This is a genomic window from Cryobacterium luteum (assembly GCF_900110125.1).
In the GTDB taxonomy this organism is placed as follows: Bacteria; Actinomycetota; Actinomycetes; order Actinomycetales; family Microbacteriaceae; genus Cryobacterium; species Cryobacterium luteum.
Window position 1 is genome coordinate 1 of the sequence record NZ_FOCN01000012.1, and the last position, 13254, is coordinate 13254.

The window sequence follows — 13254 nt, forward strand, 5'->3', positions numbered from 1 at the left end:
TATGGCCCTGAATTATCGTCCGGTGGATCGTGATCAATCGTTTCTGATACCGCCGGATATGCGTGATTGGTTGCCGACGAATCACCTCGCGTGGTTCCTGATCGATGTCGTGAAGCAGCTCGACACGAGCGCTTTGCACGACAAGACCAAACTCGGCGGCACGGGCCGTGGGGGGTATAACCCCGACCTGTTGTTGGCGGTGTGGATTTACGCGTCGGCCCGCGGGATCTCGTCGTCGCGGCAGATTGAGCGGGCCTGCATCGAGGACGTCGCGTTTCGGGTGTTGTGCGGGCAGGACGTGCCTGACCACACCGTTTTGGCCCGGTTTCGGCAACGCAACCGCGGCGCGATGGCGGGTCTGTTCGCGCAGGTCCTCGTGTTGTGTGTCAGCCGCGGGCTGGGCAAATTCGGGGTCATCGCCATCGATGGCACGAAGATCAAAGCCAACGCGTCGAAGGACCAGAACCGGTCGTTGAAGAAGTTGCGCGACCTGGCGAAGACGATTCTGGATCAGGCGGCGGCGACAGATGCGGCCGAAGACGCCGCGAACACTCCGACGGCCGACGATGACCTTCCCGACGGGTTCGAGCCCGGCCCGGATCGAGCCACTCGAATCCGGGCAGAGCTCGACACCATCCGCGCAGCGATCGAGCCAGAGCCGGAAACCGATTCCGCGACCGAGGACACAACGGATGCGGCGGTGAAGCAGAAGGATCCGCCGGGTCCGGGTGGGAGCCGGCTCGAGCGCATCCAAGACGGGATCGCGCAGCTGGAGGCCGTGGTCAAGGCCGAGAATGATCCTCTGATCGAGGCGCTTCAGACCCGGCTTCTGTGCGCGCAGGAGCGGTTGAGCGATCTGGAAGCAAAGCAGGCTGCGTCCCGGGCGCGGTTCGCCGCCAAGCCCAACGGTTACCCACCGAGAGAGAACAACGGGCGATGGCACAAAGCCGTTCATGGTGTCGCGTTCGCCGAAGCCAACCTGGCCCGGGCCAGAGAGCGCGCGGATCGGCAACTTTCGGGAGAGACGGAATCCACCGGACGGTATCTTCTGCGCCGCAATATCACCGACCCGGACTCGCGTCTGATGCACGCCCGCGACGGGTTTGTTCAAAGCTATAACGCCCAACTGGCCACCGCCGACGACCAACTCATCATCGCCGTTGACGTCGTCACCGCCCCCAACGATCAAGGCCAACTCATCCCCATGATGGCCAACCTGGAAACCAACCTGCGGCGCTGCCAGCAGGAAACATCCCGCACCGATCTGGACGTTGGACTGGTCGTGGCCGACAACGGATATCTCTCCAACGAGAACGTTGACGCTCCCGGGTTCGACCGGCTCCTCGCTCCGGGCCGCGGAAAGATGAAGGACGGCGCCTGGGCGGGGACCATTAACGCCAAGTCGGGCGAAGCCCGCTCGCATGCCGTGAACACCATGGTCACCAAGCTCGCCCTGCCCGGCAATCAGAAGATCTACAATCGCCGCGGCGTCCTCGTCGAACCGGTCAACGCTTTCCTCAAAGACCGGCGCGGACTCCGCCAATTCGCGTGCCGTGGCCACGCTGCAGCCCAAGCCGAAGTCCACTTCGCCGCACTAACGACCAACCTGATGAAACTCTTCACCGCCGGCCTCACCGCAGCTCCCGCCACGAGTTAGAACGGCCCGCGGGACCACCGCACGCTGCCCCAACACCCCCGTCGAACGCCGAAAACGGCCTTCGACGCGGTCACCGCGCCTGCTCAACCACCACCCGACGGGCATCCGCCTCGAAATTCACTGCTGACTGCCGAAAACCTCCAGCCATAAATCAACAAGCTCTCTATCGTGGTCCCGCTTTCCGGGCCCGGGCCCGGAAAGTAGAGAGCTCACGGCGGGAGCGGGGCATCCGCTCCCGCGTACTGAATCTGATTTAAATTCAGCTACTGTAGCTCATGCCCGCCCGGACGATAATGCCCGAACAATTACCGGAGGTCTCCATGAACGATGTGCTACCCACGTCTCAGCTCAGGCGCGCTGCCGTTATCTACAACCCCGTGAAGGTCGATATCGACGCGCTTCGGGAAGCCGTGAACACGGAAGCGGCGGCCGCCGGCTGGGCGGAGAGTATCTGGTTTGAGACGTCCGTCGACGACATCGGCCAGGGAGTGACCGCTGAAGCCCTGGCGCGCGGTGTTGACCTGGTGATTGTCGCTGGTGGTGACGGTACGGTGCGAGCGGTCGTCGAGGCCGTCCGTGGGCGAGATGTTCCCGTCGGCCTCTTGCCATCGGGCACGGGCAATCTTCTCGCCCGCAACTTGAAAATGACCCTCAACGACATGCCCGACAGTGTGCGCACCGCCTTTGCGGGCGAGGATCGTGCCATCGATCTGGGCATGATCCGGGTTGAGCGAGCGGACGGCACCCGCGATGAGCACGCATTCGTGGTGATGGCCGGCCTCGGCCTTGACGCGAAGATGATCACCAATACCGACGAGGACCTCAAGAAGAAGGCCGGATGGGTCGCGTACGTGAAAGCACTCGTCGCGTCCTTGCGGGACCCGGAGGAACTCCACCTGCGATTCCGGCTCGATGATCAACCGGTCAAGCGGGCTACGGTGCATACCCTCATCCTCGGCAACTGCGGGTCACTGCCCGCGAACATTCTGCTGATGCCGGAAGCGGTCCTCGACGACGGCCTGTTCGACGTGATGATGACCCGGCCGGGCGGTGCCATGGGCTGGATCCGGGTTTGGGTGAAGATTGCCTGGACCAACGGTATCGTGCGACGGACCAAAGCTGGCCGGGCCATCGCCGGGGAACACAAGAACGACAAGGATCTGCGCTACGAAACCGGTTCGGTGCTGACCGCACGCTTATCCCGGCCGGAACAGATCGAACTCGATGGTGACGAATTCGGCCACGCCCTCGCCTTCAAAGCCTGGATCGAGCCCGGCCGTCTGCGGGTACGAGTTCCCATCGTGCCCTCATGAACCGTCCGGATCGGGTCAGAATCGACGGGCATGAATTCGGTGTGCAGCATTTTCCGGCGTCGTCGGGAGCGGTCACCACGCCCGTGTTCGTGATCGTGCACGGAATTGGAACCTCGCACCGGTACTCCGTTCCGCTGCAGCGCGCTCTCGCAGCCGGGCACCCCACCTACTTGGTCGACCTGCCGGGCTTTGGGGGCACCAGCACACCGCGACACCGATTGTGGGTTGAGGACTACGCGAACCTGCTCGGCGCTCTTCTGGACACCCTTGGCGTGACGAACAGCGTCGCCATCGGCCACTCGATGGGCGCTCAATTCGTCACCGAACTCGCCGTGCAGCGGCCCGAGCTGGTCTCCCACGTCGTGTTGATCGGACCGGTTACCGACGCGCATCGTCGAACGGCCGTGGCTCAGGCTGTCGACCTCTACCGCGACACGCTCAAAGAACCGGTGCGGGCGAACGCAATGGTTTTCGGCGACTACGCGCGCTGCGGCCCGTGGTGGTACACCAAAACGCTCAGCGCCATGCTCGCTTACGCGACCGACGAGCGCATCGTGCGCTTGGCCGCGCCCGTGCTCGTCGTGCGGGGCAGCGACGACCCGATCGCCCGACAGGGGTGGTGCCGCCACCTGGTTCGCTCTGCACCCCACGGGCGCCTCGTGGAAATTCCGGGACACCGTCACCTCGTGCATTACAGTGCTGCCGATCGTGTTGCGGAGCGAATCGTGGAGTTTGCGGGTGTCGAGCGCGGACTCGTGACGTGACCGCCGGCATCCTCGATTTGGTGTCGTGGGCGCAGGACTATGCCTACGCCGCCGAGAGGCAGCTCCGGGCGTTCACGTCACGCCCGAGCCCTCGTGGCTTTCAGACCGGCACGGCGTGTCCGGTGGTGATCATCCCCGGCGTGTACGAAACCTGGAAATTTCTCCAGCCGCTGATCACGCGGGTGCACGACGCCGGCCACCCCGTGTACGTCGTCGACCGGCTGTCCTGGAATCTCGCATCCGTCCCCGACGCCGCCCGGCACGTGGCGGATCTCATCGCTGCGGAGCGCCTGGAAGACGTCGTTGTGCTCGCGCACAGCAAGGGCGGACTCATCGGAAAATATGTCATGGTCGGGCTCGACGCCGACTCGCGCATCGCGGGCATGATCGCGGTGGCTGCCCCTTTTTCGGGCTCTGCCTACGCTCGGTATATGCTTTCGCCCAGCCTGCGTGCGTTCGCTGCGGGCAACGAACACATCACCGGCCTCAACACGAACACCGAAACGAACCGCCGGATCACCTCAATTTTTGCCCGGTTCGACCCGCACATTCCGGAGGGAAGCGCACTGGCTGGGGCGACCAACATCGAGATTGACACCGGCGGGCACTTTCGTCTTCTCGCCGACGCGCGCGTTGCCGATGCTGTTTTGTCGGCGTTGGCCGGTTTCGGTTGGTCCCGCGACGGCACGAACCCCTCGGTGTCGCCGGGTTCACCTTAGAAAATCGCCGGGCCCATCCTCGGAAAACGGGACCATGATCTATCGTGGTCCCGCTTTCCGGGCCCGGTCCCGGAAAGAGATGGAAGGCTGGACCGGGTCAGCGGCCCAGGAACTCGGCGGGGGTTCGTGTGAGGAAGGACTGCATGCCGATGCGGGAGTCCTCGGTCGCCGCCAGGCGGGCCAGCGCGGGCTGCAGCGCTGCTTCAGCGGATGCCGCCCCCTCCCGCTCGGCCAGCCGCGCGTTGGCGAGGGTGGCCTGCACGGCGAGCGGAGCCTGGGCCGCGATTCTCTCGGCCAGTTCCAGCGCCCGATCGAACTGGGCGCCGTCGGGCACGACCTCCTGCACCAGGCCGAGGCGGTGCGCCTCGGCGGCATCGAACAGGTCGCCGGTGAGCAGCCAGCGCATGGCGTTGCCCCAACCGGCCGCGCGCGGAAACCGAATCGTGGCGCCGCCAAAGGGCAGAATACCGCGGGCCACCTCGATCTGCCCGAACCGGGCCGATTCGGCGGCGACGACGATATCGCTCGCGAGCATCAGCTCGATGCCGAGAGTGAGGCAGGTGCCCTGAACGGCGATGACGACCGGTTTGGTCAGTGCAACGCCATCCACCTGCCACGGATTGATGCCGCCCGCCGGCACCATCTCGAGCCCGTTCGGGCCGAGCCGGGGGCCGATGTCGGCGAGGTCGAGCCCTGCGGTGAAGTGCTCCCCGACCGCGTAGACCAGGCCCACGCGCAGGGCCGGGTCCCGGTCGAGCTCACCGTAGGCGAGGGCCAGCTGCTGAAGCAGCGAGAAATCGGCGGCATTGCGCTTGTCGGGCCGGTTGAGCCCGATGAGCAGAATGTGGCCGCGACGCTCGGTGAGGATGCGGGGCTGGTCGGTCATGGGGCCTCCATTGATCGGTGTGAATTCGTACATTTTTCGGCCGCTCTCGCCCCCGCGCGTGCATAACTCCTGCAATTCGTTCGGGAGTGCCTCGGAGTTGCCCGGAAAGACGCGGATGTCTTCCCGGCCGGCCAGAAATTGCAGGAGTTATGCGTCATGTCCGGCGTTCCGACTGGCTTGTGCGGGGTGGCCTGACTAGCGGGTGAGCGCTCCGATGATGCGCAGAATGCTCGGCAGATCGTCGGTCGCCGCCTCGGGTGACGCCGGTGCGAACCCGGTGATGGTCGCGCCGGCCACAGTGAACTCGGCGCGCAGCGCGGTGATCGCGCCCCCGAGATCGGCCACGCTCAACCCGAACGGAATCAGGTCGCTCAGGCCCTCGAGCGCCGAGGGGTCGAGCACGTCCAGGTCGATATGCACGAAGACATGCTTCGCGCCCGTCGCCGCGACCGCCGCGACGAGGGCGGCCGGGTCGGCCAGCTCTGAACACGACACGCTCACCAGGCCACGGTCGTGCAGCAGCACGTCTTCGGCGTCGTCGACGTCGCGAATCCCGGCCAGTACGACGTTCTCCAGCGGCACCGTGCTCGCGGCTTTCAGCTCGAGTTCGGCCGGTCCCTCACCGCTGATCGCGCGCAACACCATGCCGCAGAATCCGCCCGATGGCGAGGATTCGGGGGTGTGCAGGTCGGGATGGGCGTCGAACCAGACGACGGCCAGGTCGCCCGGATGCGTGCGCGCCGCCTGTTCAACGGCGGCCAGGGCGATGCCGCAGTCGCCGCCGATGGAGAGTGCCCAGTCGGCGGTGTCCCTGAGAACCTTGGCGTGGCGCTCGCGCACCACTTGGATCGCCGAGAACCGGTGCACCCCGGTATCGAGCGCATCACCGGCCTCGACGGGCACGTCGACCAGGCGGGTGGCAGAGAAGGGCAGGTCGCCCTGAATGGCCGCCGCCCCGTCGACCAGGCGCATCGCGCGCGGAGAAATCGAACCCTGCCATTGCGGCACTACAACGAAGGTGGGAGCCATACCTCAGTATGGCGCAGCGACCGGGCGGGTCAGCATCCGCTTCGCCAGCAGCGAATTTTCTGCGAAGCGGATGCCCGAACCTGTCGGACTCGCCGACTAGCTCTCGATGGCTGCGGTGTTGCCGCCCTTGAGGGCGGCGAGGCGGGCATCCACTTCGGTGAGCTCGCCGAGGTCGTCGAGGCTTTCGAACTGGGCGTCGAGGCTCGACGCGGCCAGTTCCTGGGCGCCGCGTACGCGCGCTTCTTCCCGACGGATCTTGTCTTCGAACCGGTTGACCTCGCTCGTCGGGTCCATCATGTCGATGCTTTTGACGGCGTCCATCACCTGCGCCTGCGCCTGGGCGGTCTTGGAACGCGCGATCAGTTCGGCGCGCTTGTTGGTGAGCTGCACCAGCTTCTCTTTCATGGCGTTCAGGCCGGTCTTGAGCTGGTTGACCACCGCGGTCTGCGCCTGAATCTGCGGTTCGGCGGTCTTCGCTTCCTTCTCCGAGGTGAGCTGGCGACCGAGCGCGACCTTGGCGAGGTTGTCGAACTTGTCGGCGTCGGCGGCATTGCCCGTCAGGCGCAGCTGGTCGGCCTTGCGGCTGGCGGCGAGGGCTTTATCGCCCCACTCCACGGCGGCTTCCTGGTCTTCGCGATGGTCGTCTTCGAGCAGGCGCAGGTTGCCGATGGTCTCGGAGATGGCGCTCTCGGCGTCTGAGATGCTGCTCGAGAAGTCGCGCACCATCTGGTCGAGCATTTTCGCCGGGTCTTCCGCCGAGTCGAGGATGGCGTTGATGTTCGCCTTCGCGAGCTGGGAAATACGGCCGAAGATGGACTGCTTGGTCATTCGGAGGTCCCTTCCATAGGAGTGGTCCTGGCCCAAAAATTTCGCCAGGAAAGTGCGGGTATGTCCAAAGTTTAGGGTCACCGACCGACGCGAGTCTGGGAACCCGAAGAAATACCGCTGAGCAGCATGTTGCCCAGTGTTACAGGGCCACTCGCGTGCTCCCGCCGCGCCGCGCACAATTGACCAGGAACAGCAATTCGATACCGACGGGAGCCGCGCATGAACGAAGAATTCACGAACCGGATGCTCGTCGTCGTCGAGGTCACCACGGCGCGTCCCGATCGCCCCGCCTATCACGCCAAGGTGCAGGTGCTCAACTCTCGAGTGGTCGCCGACGCCGAAACCGCCGGCTGGGCCGTCATCCGCATTGCCGCCGCCGACGTCACCCCCGCCGAACTGCTGCGCCGCACAGCGGATGCCGACGCCCTCGTCATCGTCGGCGGCGAAGACATCACGCCCCGCTTCTACGGCGGCAGCGCCGGCTACGAGGGCGAGACGGCGCACTTCGCCACGGCCGACGAGGGCCAGATTGCTCTCGTGCAGCGCGCCCTCGCCCTCGGCACCCCGCTGCTGGGCATCTGCCGTGGCCTGCAGATCATCAACGTCGCCCTCGGCGGCACCCTCGTTCAGCACATTGACGACGGCATCCACAAGAACATCGACGTGCCGATCGACCAGATCCTCGTCGCTCACGGAGTCTCGCTCGCGGCCGACAGCACGCTCGCGTCAAGTCTGGGTCGGGTCGACATCTCGGTACAAAGCGCCCACCACCAGATCGTTGACCGTCTCGGTGCCAATCTCGTTGCCGCCGCCCACGCCCCCGACGGTCTGATCGAAGCCCTCGAACACGAGAGCGCGCCGATCACCGGAGTGCAGTGGCACCCCGAAGCGCCCGATTCCCCCGCCGACCAGCTCGCCCTGCTCCTGGCCGGCCTGGCCGCCCAGCACTCAGCCCGCGCCCTGGCCGGGTCCCTCGCCGCCTGACCGGCTGTACGGTACCGCGTCGGAGCGGGTCGCGCCGAAACAGGGATATCCGCTCCTCGCTCAAACATCGCGGGTGCGCAGGAAGACTCCGAGAAAAACGCTCGGAGCCTTCCTGCTTACCCACGAAACTCGCAACCCCGCGGACACCCCTGCCCCGTCGCTCGGATTCCAAGAGTCAAGTGGCGGTGCGGGTTATTCGCGGAGTTGCGAGTTTTGAGGTACTTCGGGGCGTTGCGCATGCTTTTCGCGCAATGCTCCGGAATGCCTATCCCCAGCCGGCCGGCGGGCCATCGATACACGCCCGGGACCGAAAAAGCCCCAGCACTTCTCGCCTGGGGGGAGGTGAGAAATATGCCGGGGCCAATCGTTGGAGTGGGGGAACTCCGTGTTCAACCGTACGGGGCACGGCCTGAGAAGAGGCTGACAAATTGTGATCATGGAGTCTACCCCCGGTGTTGGGCGCCGCTCTCCCGGCCGGTCGGTTTGTTATGCATCCGTTGTATCCGCGCGTCCGACCGGTTTCCCCGTTCGGGGCGCACCGACCGGCCGCTGTTTTACCTGTTCGTAACATCCCGGTCACGCCCCGACCAATTCAGTTGATTACTCTGAAGCAACAAGATTCACTGACAGTGAACATGAGGAGAGGTCGGGCATGACAAATATTGCAGAGCTGGGGGAGGCGCGACGGGCCCAGGCCCTCGCAGCACCCGAATCGGCCACACTGAGCCCACCGACCCTGCGCGAACTCGCCGAAGCCGACGGCGTGCGCTTCATTCTCGCCGTCTTCGTTGACCTGAACGGCAAGCCGTGCGCCAAGCTCGTACCGACCGCGGCGGCCGACCAGCTCGAAGCCGGCGCCCTCGGCTTCGCCGGCTTCGCGGCCGGCCTGATCGGACAGCAACCGCAGGATCCCGACCTCATCGCCATCCCCGACCTGACCTCGTATGTGCCCATCCCCTTCGTCAAGGAGGGCCTCGGTATCGTGCACTGTGACCCGCACGTGAACGGCGAACCGTGGCCGTACGCCCCGCGGGTCATTCTCAAAAACGCGATCAGTGACCTGGCCCGTCGCAACTTGCAGGCCAAGGTCGGCGCCGAGGTCGAATACTTTCTCGTGCACCGGGACGACGCCGGCGCCATCAGCACCGCCGACCGCCGCGACGACGGTGCGCGCACCTGCTACGACGCCCGCGGCGTGACGCGCATGTACGACCACCTCACCGCGGTGAGCGACGCCATGAACAGCCTCGGCTGGGGCAACTACGCCAACGACCACGAGGATGCCGCCGGCCAGTTCGAGCAGAACTTCGCCTACGACGACGCCCTCATCACCGCCGACCGGGTGGTCACCCTGCGCTACCTGATCAGCGTGCTCGCCGAACAGCGCGGCATGACCGCGACCTTCATGCCCAAACCCTTCGCCAATCGCGCCGGCAGCGGCCTGCACTTTCACCTTTCACTCTGGGCCGACGACGCCCCGGTATTTCCCGACGATCGCGACCGAAGGGGCCTTGGCCTGTCACCGACCGCCTACGCCTTCATCGGCGGCATCCTGGCCCACGCCTCCGGGCTGCAGGCGTTCCTGGCGCCGTCGGTCAACTCCTACAAGCGCCGCGGCGCTTCCACGAGCGCTTCGGGGGCGACCTGGTCGCCGAAAAAGGCCACCTACGGCGGAAACGATCGCACCCACTTCATTCGGGTGCCCGACGAGAAGCGCATCGAGTTGCGCGCCGGCGACGGCTCGGCCAACCCGTACCTCGCGATCGCCGCCACGATCTCGGCCGGCCTGGACGGGCTCGACCAGGCGATCGACCCGGGCGACCCGTGCGGTCCGGGCGAGTCGCGCGCGACCTCCGCCGTGCTGCCCCAGACCCTGCTGCACGCCGTCGAAGCGCTGCGTCGTGACCGGGTGCTGCTCGACTCGTTCGGCATCGAGCATCCGGTCGGGGAGTATTTCGCTCAGGCGAAGGAAGACGAATTTTTGACCTGGCACAACACGGTCACCGATTGGGAGATCAACTCCTACCTCACCGCTTACTAACAGACAGGATTCCCTATGTGTGGCATTGCAGCACTTCAAATTCGCGACGTCGGCCTGCGCGCCAGCCTCGGTGAGCTCATGCACGGCATGCTCTGCGGCATCGTCGACCGCGGCCCCGACTCGGCCGGTCTCGCCATCTACAACGACCCGACCCTCACCCCGGCCGGCACGAGCACCGTCACCGTGCTCAACGCCGAATTGACCCCCGACGCGCTTGCCGCGGCCCTCCGCGACGCGTTGCCGCCCGCGGTCGGGGTCACCGTCACCGTCACCGGATTCGGTGAGACCACCCTCATCAACGCCCAGATCGGCACCGGCGCCCTCGAAGACGCCATCACGAGCATCCTTCCCGGCGTGCAGATCGCCGGCCGCGGCGAGCACGCGGCGGTGCGCAAGGGCACCGGGCATCCGCTCGACCTGGCCGAGCTGTACGACCTGCGCTCGGCGACCGGCAGCCAGGGACTTTCCCACACCCGCATGGCCACCGAGTCGGCCGTGACCGCCGCCGGCTCGCATCCGTTCACCGTCGCCGACGATCTCTGCCTCGTGCACAACGGGTCGTTCAGCAACCACGCCACGATCCGCCGGCAGCTGCGCGCCGAGGGCGTCACCTGTGACAGCGAAAACGACTCGGAGGTCGCCGCCCGCTTCATCGCCTGGTGCCTGGCAGCCGGGGACACCCTCACCACGGCCCTCGAAAAGCTCGGCAGCGTCTTCGACGGGTTCTACACCCTCGTCGTGACGACCGCCACGAGCATGGCGATCGTGCGCGACCCCATCGCGTGCAAGCCGGCCATCATCGCCGAAACGGATGCCTGGGTCGCGATGGCGAGTGAATACCGCGCCCTCGCGCACCTGCCCGGTATTGAATCCGCGCGCATCTTCGAACCCGCTCCCGGCGTCGTCTACACCTGGACCCTCGACTCGACCAAAGAACTGGTGACGCTGTGACCCTCACCCAAGCCCCCGTGCACATCGAGACTGTCGACCTCGCCGTGAGCACCGTGCGCGAACTCAACCAGGCGCTGCACGCCACCGACGACGGCACGAGCTGGGTTGTCGACACCCCGGCCGGGCAGCACAACATCGCCGTCGGCATCGACCGCGACCTCGACCTCGTCGTCAACGGACACGTGGGCTACTACTTCGCCGGCATGCACCAGAAGGGCCGCGTCACCGTGCACGGCAGCGCCGGCGTCGGACTGGCCGAGAACATCATGTCGGGCACGGTGCACGTCACCGGTGACGCCTCCCAGGCAGCCGCGGCAACCGGGCAGGGCGGTCTCGTCATCATCGACGGCAACACCGGCGCTCGCTGCGGCATCTCCATGAAGGGCGTGGACATCGTCGTGGGCGGCGACATCGGCCACGCCTCGGCGTTCATGGCCCAGGCCGGCCGGCTCGTGGTCTGCGGCGACGCCGGAGAGGGCCTCGGCGACTCCATCTACGAAGCCCGCATCTACGTGAAGGGCACGGTCGCCTCCCTCGGCGCCGACTGCGTCGAAAAGCCGCTGCGACCCGAACACCTCGCCGAGCTGGCCGAGCTGCTCACCCTGGCCGGTCGAACGGATGCCCCGACCGACTTTCGCCGCTACGGCTCCGCCCGCACGCTGTACCACTTCGCCGCCGTCAACGCCGCCGCCTACTAAGCGTCGCCGACCCACCCATACGCTCACGAACCCAAGGGACACACCATGACGAACAGCTATGCCAGCCGGGGCCTGCGCGAATCGGCCACCTTCGACCGTGCCACCATCAACGACATCCAGCGGGCCGCCACGACCGGCATCTACGACATTCGCGGCTGGGGCGCCAAGCGGGCCCTGCCGCACTTCGACGACCTGCTCTTCCTCGGCGCGAGCGTGTCCCGGTATCCGCTCGAGGGCTACCGCGAGAAGTGCGGCACCGACGTCACCCTCGGCGGCCGCCACGCGCTCAAGCCGATCACCCTCGACATTCCGATCACCATCGCCGGCATGAGCTTCGGCGCCCTCTCGGCCAACGCCAAGGAGGCCCTCGGCCGTGGCGCCACGGAGGCCGGCACCTCCACCACCACCGGCGACGGCGGCATGACCCCCGAGGAACGCGGGCAGTCCCGCCACCTCGTCTACCAGTACCTGCCATCCCGCTACGGCATGAACCCCGACGACCTGCGCAAAGCGGATGCGATCGAGATCGTGCTCGGACAGGGCGCCAAGCCCGGCGGCGGCGGCATGCTGCTCGGCCAGAAGATCACCGAACGCGTCGCCGGCATGCGCACCCTCCCGGTGGGCATCGACCAGCGGTCGGCCTGCCGGCACCCGGACTGGACCGGCCCGGACGACCTCGCGATCAAGATCGCCGAACTGCGCGAGATCACCGACTGGCACACACCGATCTACGTCAAGGTCGGCGCCTCCCGCCCCTATTACGACACCGCGCTCGCCGTGAAGAGCGGCGCCGACGTGGTCGTGCTCGACGGTATGCAGGGCGGAACCGCCGCCACCCAGCAGGTGTTCATCGAGAACGTCGGCATCCCGATCCTCGCCGCGATCGGCCCGGCGGTCGCCGCGCTGCAGGAACTCGGCGTGCACCGCCAGGTGCAGCTCATCGTCTCCGGCGGCATCCGCAACGGCGCCGACGTGGCCAAAGCCATCGCCCTTGGCGCCGACGCGGTCTCGATCGGCACCGCCGCGCTCATCGCCCTCGGCGACAACGACCCGCGCTACCAGGCCGAATACGAAGCGCTCGGCTCCTCCGCCGGGTTCTACGACGACTTCCAGGATGGCAAGGACCCCGCTGGCATCAGCACCCAGGACCCGATTCTCGCCGCACGGCTCGACCCGATCGCCGGCGGCAAGCGCATCGCCAACTACCTTCGGGTGCTGACCCTCGAAGCGCAGACCATCGCGCGGGCCTGCGGCAAGTCCCACCTGCACCACCTCGAACCCGAAGACCTGGTCGCCCTCACGGTGGAAGCCGCCGCGATGGCCGGGGTGCCCCTCGCCGGCACCAGCTGGATTCCCGGCCGCTGAACCTCCGTTCTCTTCACCG

Annotated in this window: 12 protein-coding genes; 9 read left to right on the forward strand and 3 right to left on the reverse strand. The window is 66.5% G+C overall.

Features of this window, described 5'->3' with window-relative positions; genetic code table 11:
• From BMW72_RS12245 to BMW72_RS12260, 4 genes are all read left to right on the forward strand, one after another.
• Positions 1-1657, forward strand: a 1657-nt coding sequence (locus tag BMW72_RS12245; protein ID WP_092107658.1) for a transposase, incomplete at its 5' end; no start/stop codon positions are given.
• A 320-nt stretch (positions 1658-1977) separates the two neighbouring features.
• Positions 1978-2970 (forward strand): diacylglycerol/lipid kinase family protein, encoded by a 993-nt coding sequence (locus BMW72_RS12250; protein WP_166787706.1) that lies wholly within the window; start codon positions 1978-1980, stop codon positions 2968-2970.
• Positions 2967-3734, forward strand: a complete 768-nt coding sequence (locus tag BMW72_RS12255; protein ID WP_092110957.1) for an alpha/beta fold hydrolase — start codon at positions 2967-2969, stop codon at positions 3732-3734. The genes BMW72_RS12250 and BMW72_RS12255 overlap by 4 nt, the downstream gene beginning before the upstream one ends.
• Positions 3731-4453, forward strand: a complete 723-nt coding sequence (locus tag BMW72_RS12260) for a lipase family protein (protein WP_092110959.1) — start codon at positions 3731-3733, stop codon at positions 4451-4453. Before BMW72_RS12255 ends, BMW72_RS12260 begins: the two co-directional genes overlap by 4 nt.
• Positions 4454-4550: 97 nt before the next feature.
• Here BMW72_RS12260 and BMW72_RS12265 read toward each other — a convergent pair whose 3' ends face one another.
• The 3 genes from BMW72_RS12265 to BMW72_RS12275 form a co-directional block, all read right to left on the reverse strand.
• A complete protein-coding gene (locus tag BMW72_RS12265; protein ID WP_092111094.1) occupies positions 4551-5339 on the reverse strand; it encodes a crotonase/enoyl-CoA hydratase family protein in 789 nt (262 codons plus the stop codon).
• A gap of 195 nt (positions 5340-5534) precedes the next feature.
• On the reverse strand, positions 5535-6368 hold the full coding sequence (locus BMW72_RS12270; protein ID WP_092110961.1) for an arginase family protein: 834 nt from the start codon (positions 6366-6368) through the stop codon (positions 5535-5537).
• Positions 6369-6464: 96 nt separating this feature from the next.
• Complete coding sequence (locus BMW72_RS12275) at positions 6465-7196, reverse strand: PspA/IM30 family protein (RefSeq protein WP_092110962.1); 732 nt, start codon at positions 7194-7196, stop codon at positions 6465-6467.
• Positions 7197-7415: 219 nt separating this feature from the next.
• Between BMW72_RS12275 and BMW72_RS12280 the strand changes: the two genes are divergently transcribed.
• The 5 genes from BMW72_RS12280 (at position 7416) to BMW72_RS12300 (ending at position 13235) form a co-directional block, all read left to right on the forward strand.
• Positions 7416-8180, forward strand: a complete 765-nt coding sequence (locus tag BMW72_RS12280) for a gamma-glutamyl-gamma-aminobutyrate hydrolase family protein (RefSeq protein ID WP_092110964.1) — start codon at positions 7416-7418, stop codon at positions 8178-8180.
• Positions 8181-8832: 652 nt separating this feature from the next.
• Positions 8833-10221, forward strand: coding sequence for a type III glutamate--ammonia ligase (glnT, locus tag BMW72_RS12285; RefSeq protein ID WP_092110966.1), 1389 nt, complete (start codon positions 8833-8835; stop codon positions 10219-10221).
• A gap of 15 nt (positions 10222-10236) precedes the next feature.
• Entirely contained in the window at positions 10237-11172 is a 936-nt protein-coding gene (locus BMW72_RS12290) for a class II glutamine amidotransferase domain-containing protein (RefSeq protein WP_092110968.1), read from the forward strand.
• A complete protein-coding gene (locus BMW72_RS12295; protein ID WP_241983864.1) occupies positions 11169-11870 on the forward strand; it encodes a GltB/FmdC/FwdC-like GXGXG domain-containing protein in 702 nt (233 codons plus the stop codon). The genes BMW72_RS12290 and BMW72_RS12295 overlap by 4 nt, the downstream gene beginning before the upstream one ends.
• A gap of 45 nt (positions 11871-11915) precedes the next feature.
• On the forward strand, positions 11916-13235 hold the full coding sequence (locus BMW72_RS12300; protein WP_092110972.1) for an FMN-binding glutamate synthase family protein: 1320 nt from the start codon (positions 11916-11918) through the stop codon (positions 13233-13235).
• Positions 13236-13254 lie beyond the last annotated feature (19 nt).